The organism is Streptomyces sp. NPDC007863 (assembly GCF_040633895.1).
Lineage (GTDB): Bacteria > Actinomycetota > Actinomycetes > Streptomycetales > Streptomycetaceae > Streptomyces.
Genome location: NZ_JBEYEI010000008.1, coordinates 300,113 through 320,044 on the forward strand (window position 1 = coordinate 300,113; position 19,932 = coordinate 320,044).

The 19,932-nt window shown below is 75.2% G+C and carries 12 protein-coding genes; 6 read left to right on the forward strand and 6 right to left on the reverse strand.

Translation table 11 applies throughout. From position 1 onward, the window contains the following. Positions 1-216 precede the first annotated feature (216 nt). The 3 genes from trmB to ABZ621_RS15800 all read right to left on the reverse strand — a co-directional run bounded on the left by trmB (position 217) and on the right by ABZ621_RS15800 (position 3,848). The gene (gene trmB / locus ABZ621_RS15790) at positions 217-936 is read right to left on the reverse strand and encodes a tRNA (guanosine(46)-N7)-methyltransferase TrmB (protein ID WP_360604691.1); all 720 of its coding nucleotides are present in this window, start codon (positions 934-936) and stop codon (positions 217-219) included. A gap of 164 nt (positions 937-1,100) precedes the next feature. Then, positions 1,101-2,285 (reverse strand): L-2-hydroxyglutarate oxidase, encoded by a 1,185-nt coding sequence (gene lhgO, locus ABZ621_RS15795; RefSeq protein WP_360604649.1) that lies wholly within the window; start codon positions 2,283-2,285, stop codon positions 1,101-1,103. A 108-nt stretch (positions 2,286-2,393) separates the two neighbouring features. Beyond that, positions 2,394-3,848 (reverse strand): MFS transporter, encoded by a 1,455-nt coding sequence (locus ABZ621_RS15800; RefSeq protein ID WP_360604651.1) that lies wholly within the window; start codon positions 3,846-3,848, stop codon positions 2,394-2,396. 778 nt (positions 3,849-4,626) lie between these two features. On the opposite strand from ABZ621_RS15800, the gene ABZ621_RS15805 reads away from it, so the two are divergent. The 3 genes from ABZ621_RS15805 to ABZ621_RS15815 all read left to right on the forward strand — a co-directional run bounded on the left by ABZ621_RS15805 (position 4,627) and on the right by ABZ621_RS15815 (position 11,006). Further along, entirely contained in the window at positions 4,627-6,834 is a 2,208-nt protein-coding gene (locus ABZ621_RS15805; RefSeq protein ID WP_360604653.1) for an asparagine synthase-related protein, read from the forward strand. Between the two features lie 103 nt (positions 6,835-6,937). Next, a complete protein-coding gene (locus ABZ621_RS15810) occupies positions 6,938-7,534 on the forward strand; it encodes a Uma2 family endonuclease (RefSeq protein ID WP_360604693.1) in 597 nt (198 codons plus the stop codon). A gap of 73 nt (positions 7,535-7,607) precedes the next feature. Next, on the forward strand, positions 7,608-11,006 hold the full coding sequence (locus ABZ621_RS15815) for a BTAD domain-containing putative transcriptional regulator (protein WP_360604655.1): 3,399 nt from the start codon (positions 7,608-7,610) through the stop codon (positions 11,004-11,006). Here the strand turns inward: ABZ621_RS15815 and ABZ621_RS15820 are convergent. Together ABZ621_RS15820 and ABZ621_RS15825 are read right to left on the reverse strand one after the other, a co-directional pair. Continuing rightward, positions 10,993-13,041, reverse strand: coding sequence for a sigma-70 family RNA polymerase sigma factor (locus ABZ621_RS15820; RefSeq protein ID WP_360604657.1), 2,049 nt, complete (start codon positions 13,039-13,041; stop codon positions 10,993-10,995). The genes ABZ621_RS15815 and ABZ621_RS15820 overlap by 14 nt on opposite strands. Before the next feature lie 212 nt (positions 13,042-13,253). Further along, positions 13,254-14,099, reverse strand: a complete 846-nt coding sequence (locus ABZ621_RS15825; protein ID WP_360604659.1) for a helix-turn-helix domain-containing protein — start codon at positions 14,097-14,099, stop codon at positions 13,254-13,256. Positions 14,100-14,422: 323 nt separating this feature from the next. On the opposite strand from ABZ621_RS15825, the gene ABZ621_RS15830 reads away from it, so the two are divergent. Both ABZ621_RS15830 and ABZ621_RS15835 read left to right on the forward strand, forming a co-directional pair. Further along, a complete protein-coding gene (locus tag ABZ621_RS15830; protein WP_360604661.1) occupies positions 14,423-15,826 on the forward strand; it encodes an NAD(P)/FAD-dependent oxidoreductase in 1,404 nt (467 codons plus the stop codon). Positions 15,827-15,932: 106 nt separating this feature from the next. Then, entirely contained in the window at positions 15,933-17,591 is a 1,659-nt protein-coding gene (locus tag ABZ621_RS15835; RefSeq protein ID WP_360604663.1) for a SpoIIE family protein phosphatase, read from the forward strand. A 30-nt stretch (positions 17,592-17,621) separates the two neighbouring features. On the opposite strand, the gene ABZ621_RS15840 is transcribed toward ABZ621_RS15835, so the two are convergent. Beyond that, a complete protein-coding gene (locus ABZ621_RS15840) occupies positions 17,622-18,890 on the reverse strand; it encodes an MFS transporter (protein ID WP_360604665.1) in 1,269 nt (422 codons plus the stop codon). 166 nt (positions 18,891-19,056) lie between these two features. On the opposite strand from ABZ621_RS15840, the gene ABZ621_RS15845 reads away from it, so the two are divergent. Continuing rightward, the gene (locus tag ABZ621_RS15845) at positions 19,057-19,623 is read left to right on the forward strand and encodes a MarR family transcriptional regulator (RefSeq protein ID WP_360604667.1); all 567 of its coding nucleotides are present in this window, start codon (positions 19,057-19,059) and stop codon (positions 19,621-19,623) included. The last annotated feature ends 309 nt before the right edge of the window (positions 19,624-19,932 follow it).

The window sequence follows — 19,932 nt, forward strand, 5'->3', positions numbered from 1 at the left end:
ACGGGGACGTGGCCGTGGACGTCGCTCTCGACCGCCGGAGCCCCGGCCTGCGCGGGCAGGAGACCGGTCGCCGGTGGCGAGGAGGACTCGGGCGGTGTGGAGGGCGGGGTGGACGGGGGCGTGGACGGGGGTGGGGACGGCGGCAGGGGTGACGACACGCTTCGACCCTAGCGACCGCCACCGACACGGGCGACGGAGTTGGGAGAGGGGGCTCTCCTACTTCCGGCGGAAGAGCAGGTCGTGCACGACGTGGCCCTTGTCCAGGCCCTGGCCCTCGAAGCGGGTGAGCGGCCGGAAGCCGGGGCGCGGCGCGTAACCGCCGTCGGGGGCGGTGTTCTCGAAGTCCGGGTGCGCGGAGAGCACCTCCAGCATCTGCTCCGCGTACGGCTCCCAGTCCGTCGCGCAGTGCAGGACCCCGCCGGGCTTCAGCCGGGTCGCGAGCAGCGTCAGGAACTCGGGCTGGATCAGCCGGCGCTTGTGGTGCCGCTTCTTCGGCCACGGGTCCGGGAAGTAGACGCGGCAGCCGTCGAGGGCGGCGGGGTCGAGCATCTCGCGCAGCAGGATGATCGCGTCGCCGTTGGCGACGCGGACGTTGGTGAGGCCGTTGCGGTCGGCGAGGCCGAGCAGATTTCCCTGGCCCGGGGTGTGCACGTCCACGGCGAGGATGCCGGTGCCGGGGTCGGCGGCGGCCATCTGCGCGGTCGCCTCGCCCATCCCGAAGCCGATCTCCAGGACGACGGGCAGTCCGCCGAACATCTCGTGGAGGTCGAGCACCCGCTTGCCGTCGATGTCCAGACCCCAGTCGGGCCACCGCTTCAGCATCGCCTCGGCCTGGCCGGCCGTCACCCGGCTGCGGCGCGGCTGGAAGCTCCGGATCCGGCGCTCGAAGTGTGCGCCGGCGGGGTCGGGGCTGGGGCCCTCTCCGGGCGCGAACATACGACTGCCCCTGCGGGCGACGGACTCGCTGTGGTTCTCACGCTGCTCAGACACAATGCGGCCCATGGTACGACCCGCGCCCGCGCCACCGCGGGCTTCGCCCACACGGGGGGCTGCGGCGACGGTGTCGTCCTGGCGGGAGGCCGGCCGACAGGAGCGGCTGGTTACAGCAGCTTCAGCGTGCGGTGGGCTATTTCCCGGCCGATGGGGAGGGACGCGGTCGCCGCGGGCGAGGGCGCGTTGAGGACGTGCACCGTGCGCACACCCTCGCGGATCAGGAAGTCGTCCACCAGCGTCCCGTCCCGCAGCACCGCCTGCGCCCGCACCCCCGCCGCCGTGGGCCGCAGGTCGGACTCGTCCACACCCGGCAGCAGCCGCCGCACCGACTCGGTGAAGGCCCGCTTGGACAGGGAGCGGCGCAGTTCGCCCGCGCCGTACCGCCAGTGGCGGCGCGCGATGCTCCAGGAGCCGGGCCACGCGAGCGTGCCGCCGAGCTCGCCGGGCCGGACGACCCCCCAGTCGTACCCCTCGCGGGCGAGCGCCGGCACCGCGTTCGGCCCGACGTGGACGCTGCCGTCGATGCCCCGCGTGAGGTGCACCCCGAGGAACGGGAAGGCGGGGTCCGGTACGGGATAGACCAGGCCCCGCACGAGCGAGGGGTCGGCCAGTTCGTAGTACTCGCCCCGGAAGGGGACGATCCGCATGCCCGGGTCGTCCCCGGCGAGCCGCGCGATCCGGTCGCAGTGCAGCCCCGCGCAGTTCACCAGGACCTTGCCGCGCAGGATCCGCTGGTCGGCGGTGCGCACGGCGACGCCCCACGGGCGCCGGTCGATCGCGGTGACCTCCGCGCCGTAGAGGATCTCCGCGCCGGAGGACTCGGCGAGCCGCCGCGCGACCGCCTTGTAGTCGACGATGCCGGTCGTGCCGACGTGGATCGCGGCGAGCCCCCGCACCCGGGGCTCGTACTCGGTGATCTGCGAGGGCCCGAGCTCGCGCACCGGGATGCCGTTCTCCCGCCCGCGCTGGACCAGCGCGTGCAGCCGGGGCAGCTCCTCGCGCTCGGTGGCGACGACGAGCTTGCCGGTCACCTGGTGCGGAATGTCCCATTCCGCGCAGAACTTGACCATCTCGGCCGCGCCCTCGACGGCGAACCGCGCCTTCAGGGACCCGGGCCGGTAGTAGAGCCCGCTGTGGATGACCCCGCTGTTGCGCCCGGTCTGGTGGCGCGCGGGGCCGTCCTCCTTCTCCAGGACGGCGACGCGGGTGCCGGGAGCGGCGCGCTGCAGCGCGTACGCCGTCGACAGACCGACGATCCCGCCGCCGATCACCAGCACGTCACAGTCAAACACCAGCGCCACCTCCCACCCCTGATAGTGCACTGGCCCACTGACAATCCCGCTAAACGCCCACGTCGTGGGATGCGCGTCACGCTTTCGCGCGCGCCCCCGCGCGCTCCGTCACGCCGGGGCGACCAGCAGCGGCCTGGCCCGTTCCCGCAGCTCCATGACCCTCGGCTCGTGCCCGTACGGCTCCAGGCGGTGGAGCAGGTCCCGTACGTACTCCGTGGTCCGCGCCGAGGAGATCCGGCCGGCCACCTCCACCGCGCGCGTGCCCGCCGCGCAGGCCGCGTCGAGGTTGCCGGACTCCAGCTCGGCGACGGCCGAGACGACGAGCCGCAGCCCGTGCGAGCGGACGAACTCCTCCGTCGGCCGGGACAGCGCCTGCTCGGTGAAGCGCCGCACCTCGCGCGGCATCCTGAGGTCCCGGTAGCACTCGGCGGCGTCCGCGCAGAACCGGTCGTACGAGTAGAAGCCCAGCCACGTCGGGTCGGCGTCGCCGTCCCGGGAGCGCTCCAGCCACCCCTCGGCGGACTTCAGCGCCGCCGCCGCCGCGGGCCCGTCGCCGGCCTTGGCGTGCGCGCGGGCCTCGACGAGGCGGAAGAAGGACATGGTGCGGGCGGTGGCGAGCCCCCGGTTCCGCTCCAGCGCCGCCTGGGCGAGGTCGACGCCCTCGTCGGCGAAGCCCCGGTAGGTGGCCTGGAGCGACATCGAGGCGAGGACGTACCCGCCGAGCGGCACGTCGGCGGCGGCCCGGGCGAGCCGCAGCGCCTGGATGTAGTACCGCTGGGCGGCCTCCTGCTGCCCGGTGTCGAAGGCCATCCACCCGGCCAGCCGGGTCAGTTCGGAGGTCGCGCCGAAGAGCGCCCTGCCGACCTCGTCCGAGTACGAGCCGAGCAGCAGCGGCGCCGCGTCCACCCTTAAGCACTCGGGCACCATCGAGGACCGCCAGTCGCCGCCCCCGTATTTGGAGTCCCACTTGCGCGCGTCCTCCGCAGCCTCGCGGAGCTTGGCGACGTCGCTGTGCCCCACGCGCACGTGCTCCCCGGAATCGGCGGGTCCGTGTCCGCTCCCGCCGCCGGCGCCGCGCCGGCCCGCCTTCCGCTCCACCGACGGGTCGGCGGGGGTGATCAGCCAGCGGGAGGCCGGGGTCGCGTAGGCGCTGACCGAGAACGAGCCGGCCAGCGACTGCCAGATCCCGCCCCCGCCGGCCCGCCGGCCGGCGAGATCCAGCCGGTAGAGGTCGGTGGCGGCGCGGACCGCCTCCCCGACGTCCCGGGGGAAGGCGAGTCCCACCTCGGGCGCCGGGTCGGCGTCCGCGAGCCCGATCTCGTGCAGCGGCACGGGCCGGCCCAGCTTCTGGCCGATCGCGGCGGCGATCAGGTGCGGCGCGGCGCCCTGCGGCACCATCCCCTTGGAGACCCAGCGGGCCACCGAGGTCTTGTCATAGCGAAGGGTCAGTCCACGCTGCGCACCGAGGTCGTTGACGCGCCGGGCGAGGCCGGCGTTGCTGATTCCCGCGAGGGCGAGAACGGCGCCGAGCTTCTCGTTCGGCCCGCGTTGCTCCCTGGACATGACGCCACCCCTCGACATCCAGACGGCCGCCGCGACGCCGGGCATAGGCAGGCGGCATTCGTAAACACAGCGTAGTTCGCCGCATCCCCACCGTTAAGGGGCAGAGTTCCGTATGGCGAGATTGTTGTGTGACCAGCCGACCGGAAGCGGCCGCCGGCCGCTCCGTGCTCCGCCCGTGGCGCCGTGCGCCCGGCCGTGCGCTCTCGCCGCCCGGGGGCGGTGCCGCTTCGATGAGTCCTGCGTGGGTCGGCCCGTCCGGCCGGGAGACGGAACACCTGATGTTCCGGTTCCCGCACCGGTGGGCTGGGGGACACCGCCGCCCCATTCCCCGCGGGCGGCGGACGGCGCCGGGGGGCGGGTCGCCTCCCGGACTGCCGGGAGCCGATCCGCCGGCGAGGGTGCGGACGGGCGGGCGGCGAGACGCCGGGCCGCCGTTTCCGTGATCCCTTCTGCGCCTGACGACAGGTCAAACTTCTTTACAGGGACGAGAATCGGCCGATTTCGCCGAGTCCGGCCCCCGATGCGACCGTCCGGTTCCCCACGGCGGACCCCCTCCCTCCCCGCGGCGGGCTCCTCCCTTCCTCCGGGACCCTTCGCGCCGCGCGCTCGCCGCCGCCCGCCTCCGGAGCCCCGCGCCCCGCGCCACCCCGCGTTCCCCCGGTGGTCAACTGGCGCATGCCAGGGGCGCATTCGGCTTTCGGGCGCGTGCGCCCGGACCCCGCCCCGTGCGCCGTTGTCATGGCAGCATGGCCCCACCGAAACGGACGTGGAGGCGCCGATGCGATGGCTGGTGGGCTGGAGCAGTGTCGCCGCGGGGTACGCCACGCCGGCCGGGGCGCGCGCCGGAGCGAGCGACGGCGCCCGCGGTGCGTACGGCGCGCCCGGCGCGTACGACCCCCAGATCCCGCCCCAGGCGCGCCCCTACGCCGAGAGCGGCGGGCACGTCGGGGGGCGCACGGTGCAGCCGGTGGGCGCACAGCTCCTGTGGGGAGACCCCGACCCGCTGTGGGCGGTCGGCGACTGGCGCCCCGACGAGGTCCGGGTGGTCTCCCTCGACGACGGCACCCGGCTCGCCGTCCTCGGCTGCTGCGCCGCCGGCGACGACGAACTCCGCCGCGGCCTCGTCACCGCGCGCGGTGGCGCCCTGCGCCACCTGACGGCCTGGCCCGGCAGCTACACCGCCGTCGTCAAGGCCGGCCGCCGGGTCACGGTCACCGGCGACCTCGCGGGCGCCCGGCCCGTCTTCCACACCCCCTGGGAGGGCGGCACCGCCTACGCCACCGCCGCCCTGCCGCTCGCCGACCTCGTGGAGGCCCAGCTCGACATCGGCCACCTCGCCGCCCTGCTCGCCTGCCCCGAGTCCCCGGAGGCGCTGCGCGACTCGACCCCGTACGAGGGCGTCCGCCGCGTCCCGCCGGGCCACGCGCTGATCCTGCGCGAGGGCTCCCGCGAGATCGCCGGGTACGAGACGGTGGCCTCGCTCGCCGTCGCCGCGCCGCAGGCCGAGCCCCGGCAGGCCGTCGAGGCGGTCAGGGACGCGCTGGTGGAGTCCGTACGGGCCCGGCTCACTGCCCCCCGGCACGCCCCCGAGGCGCCCCTGCCGGATCCCGGACCGGTCCCCGGGATGGGGCCCGCGGACCGGCGGGCGGCCCGCGGCGCCGGCCCGGTGCCCGGCATCGGCGCGGACCTGTCCGGCGGCAGCGCCTCCGCCACCCTCGCCCTGCTCGCCGCGGGACTGCCCGGGGTACCCGGCACGATCCTCGGACACGGCGCGGACGCGGGGGAGCGGCTGCTCGCGGTCACCTTCAACGACCTGGCGGCCAAGGCGGGCCCGGGCAGGACGGCCGAACTGGAGCGGGCCCGCGAGCTGGCGGCCGACCCCCGGCTGCGCCACGTGGTCGTCGCGGCGGGCGAGGAGGCCCTCCCGTACGCAGCCCTCGACGGACCGCTCACCGACGAGCCGGGGCCCGCGCTCGTCACCGCCGAACGGCACCGCAGGCGCCTCGCCGGAGGCAGCGCCGACCACTTCACCGGGCTCGGCGCCCGGCAGGTCCTGGACGCCCACCCGGCGCGCCTCGCCGACCTGCTGATGGACCGCCGGCGCCGCTCCCTGGTGCGTCCGGTGACGGCCCTCGCCAAGGCGAGCGGTCCGTCGGCGGGCGCCTTCCTGGTGCCGGTCACCGTGTACCGCGCGGCGCGCAGGCTCGCCCGTACGCCCTACCGGGCCGGTCTGGAGACCGCCGCCCGGCACGTCCTCGACGCCAACCGCGACCCCGCCGACACCCATGGCCCGCTGGCCGCCTCGCTCTCCGCGCTCGCCTGGTCCCGGCCGGGTCCCGCGGCCCGCTGGCTGACGGGCGAGGCGCTCGCCGAGGTGTCCGCGCGCCTCAACCGGGCGGCCACCCTGCCGCCGACCGTGCAGCGTCCGGGCGAGGCACGCGCGCGTGCCGCCCTCGCGCGCGCGGCGGCCGACCACCGGGTCCTGGAACAGGCAGCCGAGATCCGCGGCCAGCGGCTGCACGCGCCGTTCCTCGACAACCAGGTCGTCCGCGCCTGCCGCGACCTCCCCGAAGCGCTCCGCGTCCAGCCCGACGCCCGCGCCGGCGTCCTGCGCACGGTCCTCGCCGACACCGGGATCCGCGACCTGCCGCCGGGCTGGGGCGCCCCGTACCCCGCGGTCCCCGCCGGCACCGCGCGCGCGGGCCTGCGCGCCGCCCTCCCGACCCTCCTGGCCCTCTTCGAGGCACCCCTCCTCGCCGACGCGGGGCTCATCGAGGCCGGCACGGTCCGCGAGGCGCTGCGCGCCGCCGCCGACGGCGCGCGGGTCCCCCTCGACGGCCTCGCCGACCTCGTCTCCACCGAACTCTGGCTCCGCCGCCTCCTTGCCCGCCGCGGCTCCTGCTGGACCGACACGGCCACCCCGCGCGCGCCCCGCGCCGTCCAGGGGCCCCTGATCCCGGCGTCCCGGTCGCTGCCGGCGCGGTGAAACGTCACAGCACGCCCGTTCGAGTGAACGTGTTCCTGACCCGGTCCCGACGCCCGTCCTAAGCTGGGAGCGTCGCACCGAGCGAAGGAGGTCGAGCATGGCCATGCCGCTGCCCGTTCCGGAGGACACCGTGTCCGGGGCACCGGACGACCGCGAAGGCGCGACCGTCGAGGAGACCTTCGAGCTGTTCAGTGCGCAGGCCCCCAAGGGCTGGCGTGTGGAGCTGATCGAAGGGGAGATCTACGTGGTGCCTCCGGCGAAGGGTCCTCACGAGAAGATCGTGACCGAACTGGTCGAGCAGGTCATCGCTCATCGGACGGACAAGGGCCTGCGGAATTCCACGGGCATCGGTCTCTCCCTCCCCGGGGTTAACGGCACGGTGCGTGTCGTTCCGGACCTTGTGATCGCGCCCCGCGATTCCTTCGACGCCCCGCAGGAGTGGCACGCCCCCGACCCCGTCCTCCTCGTCGCCGAGGTCGCCTCCCCGTCCACCGCGAGCCGCGACCGCGTGCTGAAGATCCGCGCCTACGCCCGCGCCGGCATCCCCGTCTATCTGATGATCGACCGCGAGGCCCACGAGGCCGTCGTCTGTTCCGAGCCCGACGGCGACGACTACACCCACAAGTCCATCCACAAGCTGGGGACCGACGTCCCGCTCCCCGCGCCCCTCGGCTTCACCCTGGACACCGCCGCGTTCTGACCGCCTCAGGGCTCCGGGACCCGCCCGGGGAAACCCCGAGGCGCCCGCCGTGCGCTGCGGCAAGAATGGGCCGGTGCGGTATCTCCTCCTCGGCACCACCGAGGTCCTCGGCCCCGACGGCACCCCCCTGCCCCTGGGTGGTGCCCGGCTGCGCGCGCTGCTCGCCGCGCTCGCGCTGCGCGCCGGACGGGCCGTCCCGGTCGGGGAGCTCGTCGACGACGTGTACGGGGACGAGCCGCCGCTCGACGCGCCCGCCGCGCTCCAGGCGCTCGTCGGCCGGCTGCGCCGGGTCCTCGGCCGGGAGGCCGTCGCCGCCACGCCCGGACCCGGGTACCGTCTCGTCGCCGGCCCCGAGGACATCGACCTGTACGTGTTCGAGCGCCGCGCCGCGGAGGCCGGCGCCCGGCTCGACGCGGGCGACCCCGAGTCGGCCGCCGCGCTCCTCAGGGAAGCCCTGGGGCTCTTCCGCGGGCCCGCCCTCGCCGACCTGCGGGGACCGGCGGGCATCCGCCCCGAGGCGCAGCGCCTTGCCGCCCTGCGCCGGCGCGTCGAGGCCGACCTGCGGCGCGGCGCCGTCGACGGACTGGTACCGGAACTGTCCGGACTCACCGCCGCGCACCCGTACGACGAGGGCTTCCACGCCCAGCTCGTCCGTGCCCTGCGCGCCGAGGGCCGCCACGCGGACGCGCTCGCCGCGTACGAGTCGGCCCGCCGCATCCTCGCGGACGCCCTCGGCACCGACCCGGGCCCGGAACTGACCGCCCTCCACCGCGAACTCCTCACCCCGGAGCACCCCGGGCACCCGGCCCCCGCCGAACCCACCGTCTCCACGGCCCCCGCCACCCCCACGGCCCCCGCCACCCACACCGCCCCCACCGCACCCACAGAGCCCCCGCGCCCCGCCGCTTACCCCGGCCCCGCCGCTTACCCCGGCCCCGGCCCGGGCCCCGGACCCGCCCCCCAGTCACCGCCCGCCGCGCACGGCAACATCCGGCCCCGGCTCACCTCCTTCGTCGGGCGCGAGCCCGAGCTCGCGGCGCTCCGGGACGACCTCGGGCGGTTCCGGCTCGTCACGCTCACCGGGCCCGGCGGCTCCGGGAAGACGCGGCTCGCCGAGGAGGTCGCCCGGCGGGCCGCCGGGCCCGACGCGTGGATCGCGGAGCTCGCGCCGCTCGACGACCCGGGCGCGCTGCCCGGCGCCGTCCTCTCCGCGCTCCGCCTCCGCGAGATCAACCTGATCACGCGCGACGGCACCGCGCTCCAGGACGACCCCACCGCCCACCTCGTCGAGCACCTCGCCCGCCGCCCCGGCCTCCTCCTCGTCCTCGACAACTGCGAGCACGTCGTCGACGCCGCCGCGGCCCTCACCGAGACGCTCCTCGCGCACTGCCCTGACCTGCGGATCCTCGCCACCAGCCGCGAACCGCTCGGCGTCCCCGGCGAGACCGTCCGCCCGGTCGAGCCCCTGCCGCCCGCCCCCGCGCACCGGCTCTTCGCCGAGCGGGCCCGGGCCGTCCACCCCGCCTTCGACCGGGACCACGCGCGCGAGGCGGGCGCCGCCGAGGCCGTCGCGGAGATCTGCCGCCGCCTCGACGGCCTGCCCCTCGCCATCGAACTGGCCGCCGCACGGCTGCGGCTGCTCACCCCGCGCCAGATCGCGGACCGGCTCGACGACCGCTTCCGGCTCCTCAGCTCCGGCGCCCGCACCCTGCTGCCCCGGCAACAGACCCTCCGCGCGGTCGTCGACTGGTCCTGGGACCTCCTCGACCCGGCCGAGCGCGCCCTGCTCCGCCGGGTCTCCGTCCTCACCGGAGGCTGGGACCTCCCCGCGGCCGAGGCCGTCGACGACCCCGCCCCGGGGACCACCACCCTCACCACCCTCGGCGCCCTGGTCGACAAGTCCCTCGTCGTCGCCGCACCCACCGACGACGGCGCCATGCGCTACCGCCTCCTGGAGACCATCCACGAGTACGCCGCCGAGCGCGCCGCCGAGACCCCGGAGCTGCTCGCCGCCGCCGAGGCCGCCCACACCGCGCACTTCACGGCCCTCGCGGAGGAGGCCGAGCCGAAGCTGCGCTCCGGTGAGCAGCTGCCCTGGATCGACCGGATCGAGCGGGACCTCGACAACATCAGGGCCGCCCTCCACCGCACCCTCCTCGCGACCCCCGACGAGGCCGCCGGACTCCGGCTGGTCTTCGCCATGGGCTGGTTCTGGTGGCTGCGCAACTACCGCCCGGAGGGCCTGGCCTGGACCCGGCGCGCCCTCGCCCTCGGGGAGGACCCGGACGACCGGGCCGACCCCCGCCACTGGCCGCGCATGCACCTGCGGATGCTGTCGTTCTTCCTCGGCATGGAGGACGAGCACATGTACACCGGCGACCTCCGCGAGGACGCGGAGGCGCTCGCGCTGGTCCGCCGCGTCCGGGACGCCTTCGGCGAGGACCCCGGCCCCGAGTCCGCCCGCTTCCCCGGCCTGCTCTGGCCGTTCACCGCGTACCTCACCGAGGAGCCGGCGACGGTCCGCGCCCTCCTCGACACCGGCGTCGAGGTCTGCCGTCGGTACGGCGGCGACTGGGAGGTCGGGGTGAGCCTGATGTTCCGCACCCACATGATCGTGGACATGCCCGGCGGCATGCAGGGCGTCGACGAGGACCTCGCCGAACTCCGCGTCCTCACCCGCAAGGTCGGCGACCGCTGGATGGGCGCCCAGGTCGCCTCCGCCGCCGCCGAGGCCAACATGATGCGGGGCCGCCGCGAGGAGGCCAGGCAGGCGTACGAGGAGGCCCTGGCGCTCGCCCGCGAGGTCGGCGCCCACGCCGAGGCCCCGTTCCTCGTCGCCCGGCTCGCCGAACTGGCCTACCGCGACGGCGACTCGGCCGCCGCCGAGCGCGGCCTCGAAGAGGCCGCCCGGGAGTCCGAGCGGCTGCGGCTCCAGGACGCCCTCGCCTACGTGGACTTCATGCGCGCGGTCCTCGCCCTCGACCGGAACGACCCCGCACGCGCGCGTGCCGCGATCTCCTCGGCCGGCGCCCATGTCCGCGGCGGCACCCCGCCGCCGCACTTCACCATCGCCCTGGACGGCTTCGTCGCCCGCATCGAGGCCCAGGAGGGCGCGGGCGCGGCGGCCGTCACCACCGCCGCCGAGGTCCTGCGCGCCGCCCTCACCGGCCACTGCGCGGACATCATCGTGATCAGCCTCGGCGAGGGGCTCGTCTACGCCCTGCACCGGGCCGGCGACGCCGCCCGGTGCGCGCGTGTGGCCGCCGCCGTCGGCACCTGGCGGCAGGACGTCCCCCGCTCGGTGCCCGAACGGCGCGAGGCCGAGGAGATCGCCGCCGCCTGCCGGACCGCGCTCGGCGAGGAAGGACTCGCCGCCGCCCGCGCGGCCGGCGCGGACCTCGGCCCCGAGGCCGTACTGGCCCTGCTCGAACCGTACGCCGCCGGTGCCGGGGGCCCGGTCAGGAGCAGCTGATCCGGGACTCCGCCCAGTCGGCGACGGCGGCCCGCCCGAAGGGCGTGTGCTCCTCCACCACGAGCCGCATCGTGGAGCGGCCGGCGATGTCGACGTGGACCGGGAGCGCCGGGTCGCCCGGCCGGAGCACGGGGGAGCGCCAGAGCCGCTCCCCGTCCCCGTAGACGGAGAAGCGGACGCCGCCGGGGCCGAGCGGGGCGCTGAGGTCGTCGACGCCGACCATCGCGTCGTAGCCGGTGCACTGCCGGTTGAGGCGGATGAGCAGCGAGGACGGGGCGTGGACGCTGACGCCGTACGCGTAGGTGCTGTCGCTGATCGACATGCCGTTGCGCGTCCACATCCAGGTGCCGCCCTCCTGGACGACCTCGGGCTTGCTGCCGTCGCCGAAGGCCTCGTACTCCAGCTCGTCGACCTGGTAGAAGGCGGGCGGGGGCGGCGGGGGAGGCGTCGTCGGCGGCGGGGTGGGGGTCGGCGTCGTGGGGCTGGGCGGCGGGGGCGTCGGCTTCGGCGTCGGGGTCGGCGAGGGCTTGACCACCGGCTTCACCACCGGCTTCGGCTTGGGCTTCGGCTTCACGACGGGCTCGGGCGCCGGCGGGGGCGTCGTCACGACCGGCTTCGGCTTCGGCGCGGGAGGAACCACGGGCTCGGGCTTGGGCGCGGGCTTCGGCGGCGGGGGAGGGGCCGGAGTCGTGGGGGCGGCGGTCGTCGGCAGCGGCTTCGGCGCGGCGACGGGCTGCGGGTCGCCGGTCATCGCCCAGACGAGCCCGGCCGCGGCGGCGACCGCCGCGGCGGCGGCGATCCCGGCCTTCGCGGGCGCGCCGAGCCCCTCGGCGGCGGCCCCGCCGGAGGCGGCGCCGGACGTCGTCCCGCCGGTGGCGGCCGCCGCGGCGCCCGCGCCGGCCGCGCCCACCGCGCCTCCGGCGACGATGCCGGCGGCCTTGAGGGAGTACCCGGCGGCGAACCAGCCGATGACCGCGACCGGGAGGAGCGCCGGGATCCCGGCGTTGACGTGGGCGAGTTCGCCGGCGGCGACCCGGCACTTGGCGCACTCGTCGAGGTGCTTGCGCAGGCCGCGCTCGGCCCGCATCCGCAGCCCGCCGCGCGCGTAGGCGCCGAGCCGGTCGGCGTACTGCGCGCAGTCGCCGCCGGCCGTGAGCGCCTGGCTGACGTGCGCCTGCAGGTAGGCCTGCTTGAGGCCCTCGCGGGCGCGGCTGGCGAGCACGGCGGTGGCGTTGGCGGTGAGCCCGAAGAGGGGGGCGACCTCGCTGGGCGACTCCTCCTCGACGGTGGTGTGCCACAGGACGGCCTGCCAGCGCTCGGGCAGCGAGCGGAACGCCTGCATGGCCAGCGACTGTTCGGCCTCCTGCATGGCCCGGACCTCGGCGCCGAGGTCCATGCCCGCTCCGAAAGACACCGTCTGGTCGGAGACCTCGGAGGAGCGGGCGGCGTCGGCGGCGAAGACGGCGAAGTCCTCGACGAGGTGCTCGCGCTTCTGGGTCTTGGCCCAGGCGGCGCCGACCCGCCGGACGGTGGTCATCAGGTAGGCGCGGACGGCCTGTTCGGGCCCGGCGCCGCCGCGCACGGCCTGGAGGGTGCGGGCGAAGACCTCGGCGGTGAGGTCGTCGGCGGTGTGCGCGTCCCGGCAGCAGGTCCTGGCGTAGCGGCGTACGGCCTCCGAGTGGCGGCGGAACAGCTCCTCGTACGCGGAGTCGTCGCCGTCCCGCATGCGCCGGATCAGATCGGCGTCGGACGGCGCGAGCTCCCGGGGCGGCGGCAGCACGCCCTCGCCCTCGCCCTCGCCGTCGTCATCCGTCAGGTCCCCGCCGGACGGGCCGACGGGCGCGGGTACGGCGACGGGTGCGGCGCCCGCGGAGGACGCCTCGCGCTGCTGCGGCACGCTCGGTTCGCCCGGGCCGTGCGGTGCTCCAGGGGAGCCGCCGGGGCCTCCCTGGCTCGGTACGTGCCCGGCCGCCGGGCCCGGGGTCTCCGTGGCGCCGCCGCCGTTCAGCGGATCGTCCCGACCGTCACCGCTCATCGCGGAAGCCCCCGTACGCCTGCGCAGACCCGAACACCGGGCAAGAGTGCCACACGACGCGGGCATGCCGAAGCGCCGCGTCCACATACCACCCGTCCGGGGCGACTTCCCGCATCCCGGCGTAACCGCTCACGCGTTCGTGTCATGCTCCTTGGTCCGCCCGGCCCAGAGGCCCGGCGGACCGGCAGGCGAGACCGGCGGCCGGCCGGCCGCTACCGCGAGCGCAGACCCTCCAGGAGGATGTCCAGGAGCCGGGCCGAGGCCGCAGCCTGCTGGGCCGCGTCCGGCAGCGCCGGGGCCGAGGTGGCGATGACCAGCAGGACGTCGGCCACGGTCACGTCCGTCCGCAGCTCACCCGCCTCACGGGCCCGGTCGACCAGCCGGCCGACGACCTCCAGGAGCTCCGCCGCGCCGGCGTCGTCCCGCTCGCCCGACGGAACCGCCCGGGGCGCCACCACGCGCGCGTCGGCCTGCTCGCCGAGCCCCCGCTGGTACGGCACCCGGGCCCCGCCCTCGGTGTCGTCCACCGGCGGCACCGGCTCGTCCGCGCCGACCCGCAGCACCTGCGGCGGCAGCAGCCGCCCGGCACCCGAGGCCACCGACGTCCGCAGGAAGCGCGAGAGCGCCGACCACGGCTCGTCCTCCTGGCCAAGGGCGGCCCGCGCCTGCTCGGTCAGCCGCGCGGTCTCCTCCTCGGCTATCCGCCGCACCAGCACGTCCTTGCTGGGGAAGCGCCGGTACACCGTGCCCACGCCCACGCGGGCCCGCCGCGCCACGTCCTCCATCGGCGCCCCGTAACCGAGTTCGCCGAAGACCTCGCGCGCCGCGCGGAGCACGTGCTCCAGATTGCGCTGCGCGTCCACCCGCAGCGGCGCCGCGCGGCCACCGGCGGCCGCGCCGTTCACGACCGTGCCCGCGCCCGCGACGGTGCCGCCGGTCAGCGCGCCACCGGCCGCCGGCACGGAGGCCACGGCCCCCGCAACCCTGTCGTCGCGCTCGGCGCCGACGACGGACTGCCAACGAGAATCCTGAATCTGCATAAGCGTTCCCCCGCTCATGATGTCTCCCCCCGGAGACTCCCCGCCCTGATACGGGGCTCCCGGCCGATGTGCGCAAGCGGTCCGCGCGCACGCCGACCCGACACCCCGACGAACTACGAACATAGTTGAGTCCGGGTCAATTCAGAAGGGGCAGCTCCGGATGGTGCGCCCCCCGATCGGAGCAAGGCGCCGGAGCCGCCCGTTTCGCACCACCCTGCTCACCACCCACGCCCGCCGTGACCTGCGCCGTTGCACGCGGACGCCTCGCGCGCGCCACCCCGCGCCTCCGCACCCCTCCGGTCACACAATTCGCCGGGCCTGTGGACAAACCCCGGACGGCGATGCCTCATGGGACGGTGACCGAACCTGCGCGCATTCTCGTGGTCGGCGGTGGCTACGTCGGCATGTACACCGCGCTGCGCCTCCAGCGGCAGCTCAGGGCCGAGCTCGGTGGCGGCACGGCCGAGATCGTGGTGGTCACCCCCGACCCGTACATGACGTACCAGCCGTTCCTCCCCGAGGCCGCCGCCGGCTCGCTCTCGCCGCGCCACGTCGTCGTCCCGCTCCGCCGCGTCCTGGACCGCTGCCGCCTCCTCATCGGCGAGGTCGAGTCCATCGACCACGCCAAGCGCACCGCGATCCTCACCACCCTCGCCACCGACGAGGAGGGCGCGGGCCCGGTCGCCCTCACCTACGACGAACTCGTCCTCGCCCCCGGCTCGGTCTCCCGCACCCTCCCGGTCCCCGGCCTCGCCGAGCACGGCATCGGATTCAAGACCGTCGAGGAGGCGATCGGCCTGCGCAACCACGTCCTGGAACAGCTCGACATCGCCTCCTCCACCCGCGACCCGGCCCTCCGCGACGCCGCCCTCACGTTCGTCTTCGTCGGCGGCGGGTACGCGGGCGTGGAGGCCCTCGCCGAGCTGGAGGACATGGCCCGCTACGCCACCCGCTACTACCACAACGTCAAGCCCGAGGACCTGAGATGGGTCCTCGTCGAAGCCGCCGGCCGGATCCTCCCGGAGGTCGGCGACGAGATGGGCGGCTACGCGATCCGCGAGCTCCGCGGCCGGAACATCGACGTCCGCCTCAACACCCGCCTCGACGGCTGCGAGGACCGCGTCGCCGTCCTCAGCGACGGCACCCGCCTGCCCACCCGCACCGTCGTCTGGACCGCCGGGGTCAAGCCCGCCCCCGTCCTCGCCGCCACCGACCTCCCCCGCGACGAACGCGGCCGGATCCGCTGCACCGCCCACCTCACCGTCGCGGACACCCCCCACGCGTGGGCGGCCGGCGACGCCGCCACCGTCCCCGACCTCACCGCGAAGGAACCCGGCACCCCCTGCGCGCCCAACGCCCAGCACGCCGTCCGCCAGGCCAAGGTCCTCGCCGAGAACCTCGCCGCCTCCCTCCGCGGCCGCCCGCTCAAGGAGTACGCGCACGCGTACGCGGGCTCCGTCGCCTCCCTCGGCCTCCACAAGGGCGTCGCCCACGTGTACGGCCGCAAACTCAAGGGATACCCGGCCTGGCTCATGCACCGCGCCTACCACCTCAGCCGGATGCCCACCGCGAACCGCAAGGCCCGCGTCCTCGCCGAATGGACCCTCTCCGGCCTCTTCAAGCGCGAGATCGTCTCCCTCGGCTCCCTGGAACACCCCAGGGCCGAATTCGAACTCGCGGCCGCACCACCCCCGCCCCCACCCCCCGGACCCCGCCCCGAAGGGAACGACGGGGCGTCCTCCTGACATCACTGTCAGTGCACTCGTCCACACTGGACGTGTGACCATAGGTGGGCTCACACCTGCACAGCGTGACTCCGCACGGCACCGACACCACGAGGCATACAGATCCGTGAACTTCACCCGTTGGAGCGCCCGGCTCCCCGGCACGCAGCGCCGCGCGGCCCGGGGGACCGAAGGCTCCGTGCCCGCAGCCCGCGGTGAGTACGGTCCCCGGTCGGAGCACCCCGCCGAGGGCACCGCCGCCGACGCGGAGTCCACCGTGGACACCGAGGTCCCCGCCCTGGAGGACTTCTCCGTACGGGACCTCCTCGGCCGCCTCCCCGGTCTCGTCGCCCTCGTGTACGGCCCCGAGCACCGCATCGCGTACGTCAACGAGGCGTACGCCTCCGCCTTCGGCCCCCGCACCCCGGGCGCCACCGTCGCCGCCACCTGCCCCGAGGCCGAGGAGCTCGGCCTGCTGCCCCTCCTCGACCAGGTCCTGCGCAGCGGCAAGCCCCGCACCGTGAAGTCCCGCCGCACCGAGAGCGGCGGCTCGTACACCGTCACCTGCCTCCCCGTCGACAGCCCGCACCTCGACGGCGCCGGCGTCCTCGTCCACGCCGCCGACGTCACCGACCACGCCGAGGCCGCCGAGCGGCTCCGCGCCAGCGAGCGCCGTCACCGCGAGACCGCCGTCACCCTCCAGCGCTCGCTCCTCCCGCAGGAGCTGGAACAGCCCGACGACCTGCGGATCGCCGCCACCTACCAGCCCGGCGTCGCCGACGCCGCCGTCGGCGGCGACTGGTACGACGTCATCACCCTCGGCGCCGGCCGCACCGCCCTCGTCATCGGCGACGTCATGGGCCGCGGCGTCCGCGCCGCCGCCGTCATGGGCCAGCTCCGCACCGCCGTCCGCGCCTACGCCCGCCTGGACCTGCCCCCGCACGAGGTCCTCCAGCTCCTCGACGGCCTCGCCGCCGAGATCGACGCCAGCCAGATCGCCACCTGCGTCTACGCCGTCCACGACCCCAACGAGGGCAAGCTCGTCTACGCCTCCGCCGGCCACCTCCCGATCCTCGTCCGCGACGAGGACGGCACCGTCCGCAAGGCCGGCGACCCCACCGGACCCCCGCTCGGCACCGGCGGCTGGCTGCACGCCTCCGGCTCCATCGCCCTGCCCCCCGGCTCCACCGCCGTCCTCTACACCGACGGCCTGGTCGAGCGCCGCCGCGAGGACATCGACGAGGGCGTCGACGCCCTCGCCCGCGCGCTCGCCGGCGCCAGCGGCACCCCCCAGGTGATCTGCGGCCGGCTCCTCCGCGCCCTCGGCGTCACCGCCGAGCACGACGACGACGTCGCCGTCCTCGTCGTCCAGCACCCCGCCCGCGACGGCGCCGACGCCGAGCTCTTCCACAACGCCGCCCTGGAACTCCTCGGCGGCGTCGAGGCCGCCCCACGCGCGCGTGCCTTCGCCTCCGGAGTCCTCTCCTCCTGGCGCTTCCCCGTCGAACTCCGCGACCTCGGCGTCCTCGCCACCAGCGAGCTCGTCGCCAACAGCCTCCAGCACGGCACCCCGCCCATGCGCCTGCGGCTGCGCCGCACGGACCGCCGCCTGATCATCGAGGTCACCGACGGCGACGACCACCTCCCGCGCCGCCGCAGGGCGGAAACGGAGGACGAGGCGGGTCGCGGGATCTCCATCATCGCGACGATCGCCTCGTCCTGGGGCAGCCGCCGCACTCCCGGCGGCGGCAAAGCGGTGTGGTGCGAATTCGCCCTCCGCGAGTAGATACGCGACCCGTACGCGACGGGTGCGCGCCTAGGCGGCGGCGGTCTCCTTCTCCGGCTCGTGCCGCACCACGATCCGGGACGGCTTGGCGGCCAGGGCGGGCTGGTTCTGCACCGGCGTGAGCTGCTTGCCGAGCCGCACCGCGAGGACCGTGACGAGGAGCGAGAAGAGCACGAAGGTCACGATGTACGGGCCGTGCAGCGACGCCCCCATCGGACCGCCCACCGCCGGACCGACCGCCAGCGCCAGCTGCTTCACCAGGGCGAAGGCCGAGTTGTACGAGCCCACCATCGACTCCGGCGCCAGATCCGCGACCAGCGGGGCCACGGTCGGCGACAGCATCGCCTCGCCGAGCCCGAACAGCGCGTACGTGGACACGAACGCCGCCGTCGCCATCGCCTGGCTGCCGTGCCCGAGGCCCGCGTACCCGGCGATGAGCCACGCCACCGCCCAGATCAGACCCACGGCCGCGATCACCCGGGTGCGCTTGCGACGCTCCACGAACTTCAGCACCAGGAACTGCGCCAGCACGATCACCGCCGTGTTGGCGGCGAGCGCGATGCCGAGCGTCGATGGCGCGATGCCCGCGGCCTCGGTGCCGTACGCGGCCAGACCCGACTCGAACTGTCCGTAGCAGGCGAAGAAGAGGACGAAGCCGAGCACGCACAGCTGGACCATCGCCTTGTGGCCGAGCAGCGCCCGGACCCCGCCGCCCTTGCCGCCCTCGGCGGGCCGCGCGCCCTGGAAGGCCGGCGAACCGGCCATCCGCACGGTGCCGACGACCGCGGCGAGGACCAGGAACATCACGGCCTCGATCGAGAACAGCAGCAGGAAGCTGTCGGGCCGGCTCACGTCGACGAGCTGGCCGCCGATCAGACCGCCGACACCCAGACCGAGGTTCTGCAGGAAGAACTGGAGCGCGAAGGCACGGGTCCGCCCGGCGGGCTCGGAGCACCACACGATCATCGTGGCGAGCGCCGGCTGGAGCACCGCGGTCCCCGCGCCGAGCAGCGCGGCGGCACCCACCGCCGCCGGCACGTTCGACGCGAGCCCCATCCCCACGGCGCCGACCGCGGCGAGACCGGAGGCGACGAGCAGCACGGGCACGGGCCCGCGCCGGTCGATCGCCCGCCCGCTGAACGGCAGCACCACGAGTGCGGCCATGGCGAAGACGGCCAGCACCACACCTGCGGTCGTCGCGCCCAGATCCCGCACCTGCGCCACGTACACATAGAGGTACGGCACGGTGAAGCCGAGTCCGAACGCGCTCAGCGCGCTGCCTGCCTGAATCCGGCGCATCGCAGCGCCCCTCGCCTTGGTCACACTCACCCACTTCGGTCGCGGGTCCGGCCCGGGTTCACCCCTGTACGCCTGAACCCTGAAGACTTAAATCCTAAAGTTCGATCCTTAACAGTACACATAGAAGGACTTCAACGCCAACGAGGACCGTGGAATACTCGCCCCCATGTCCGACACCCCGGAGCGGTCCGCCTCGCAAGAGCCGCAGGAGCCGACGCTCGACGAGCAGATCGCCGCGTATCAGCGCGAGTACCGCGACCTGGACCCCCAGGTGGAGAAGGTGGTCTCCGCGCTCGGCCGGCTGAACCGCCGGATGAACGTGGCGTACGGCCGCCAGCTCGCCGACCTCGGCATCAGCAACGCCGAGTGGGAGGTCCTCAAGACCCTCGTCCTCTCCGGCGCCCCCTACCGACTGGGCCCCGGCGAGCTCGCCAAGCGCCTCGGCCTCACCCCGGCCGCCATGACCCACCGCATCGACCGCATGGCCGGCGAGGGCCTGGTGACCCGCGACCGCGACGAGAACAACCGCGTCCGCGTGATCGTCGAGCTCACGGACGAGGGCCGTACGAAGTGGCTGGAGGCGATGCGCATGGCCACGGACTTCGAGGAGAAGCTCCTCCAGGACCTCGAACCCGAGGAGCGGGGCCTCCTCGGCGACGCCCTGATCCGCCTCCTGCGCAGGGTGGAGCTGACCCAGCCGGACGCCGGCGGCAGGCTCTCCGACCTGGACTGAGGACGTCACCGGAGGGGGGTTGACACCCCCCTGGGGGACGCGTAGTGTTCTCCGAGTTGTCACGGAGCCGGAACGGTTCTGCGACAGCCATCCCGCCGCGATAGCGGCACCTCAACCCAGCACGATCTCCCTCACGGGATGAATTCCGGCATGCCGAAATTCAATTCGAACGACTCGATTATGAGTCGCCGAAGGAATCCGCTAAGGTTTGAGACGTCGGAACGGCCCAACAGCCGGGAAGACAAACCCCGCTGACTGGGAATCAGACGCCGAAAGGATCTGATAGAGTCGGAAACGCCGGAAGGGCCC

Coding starts and splice junctions, on each gene's coding strand:
- trmB (WP_360604691.1), bottom strand. CDS start 936: ATGTTCGCGCCCGGAGAGGGCCCCAGCCCCGACCCCGCCGGCGCACAC.
- ABZ621_RS15800 (WP_360604651.1), bottom strand. CDS start 3,848: ATGTCCAGGGAGCAACGCGGGCCGAACGAGAAGCTCGGCGCCGTTCTC.
- ABZ621_RS15805 (WP_360604653.1), top strand. CDS start 4,627: ATGCGATGGCTGGTGGGCTGGAGCAGTGTCGCCGCGGGGTACGCCACG.
- ABZ621_RS15810 (WP_360604693.1), top strand. CDS start 6,938: ATGCCGCTGCCCGTTCCGGAGGACACCGTGTCCGGGGCACCGGACGAC.
- ABZ621_RS15820 (WP_360604657.1), bottom strand. CDS start 13,041: ATGAGCGGTGACGGTCGGGACGATCCGCTGAACGGCGGCGGCGCCACG.
- ABZ621_RS15825 (WP_360604659.1), bottom strand. CDS start 14,099: ATGAGCGGGGGAACGCTTATGCAGATTCAGGATTCTCGTTGGCAGTCC.
- ABZ621_RS15830 (WP_360604661.1), top strand. CDS start 14,423: ATGCCTCATGGGACGGTGACCGAACCTGCGCGCATTCTCGTGGTCGGC.
- ABZ621_RS15840 (WP_360604665.1), bottom strand. CDS start 18,890: ATGCGCCGGATTCAGGCAGGCAGCGCGCTGAGCGCGTTCGGACTCGGC.
- ABZ621_RS15845 (WP_360604667.1), top strand. CDS start 19,057: ATGTCCGACACCCCGGAGCGGTCCGCCTCGCAAGAGCCGCAGGAGCCG.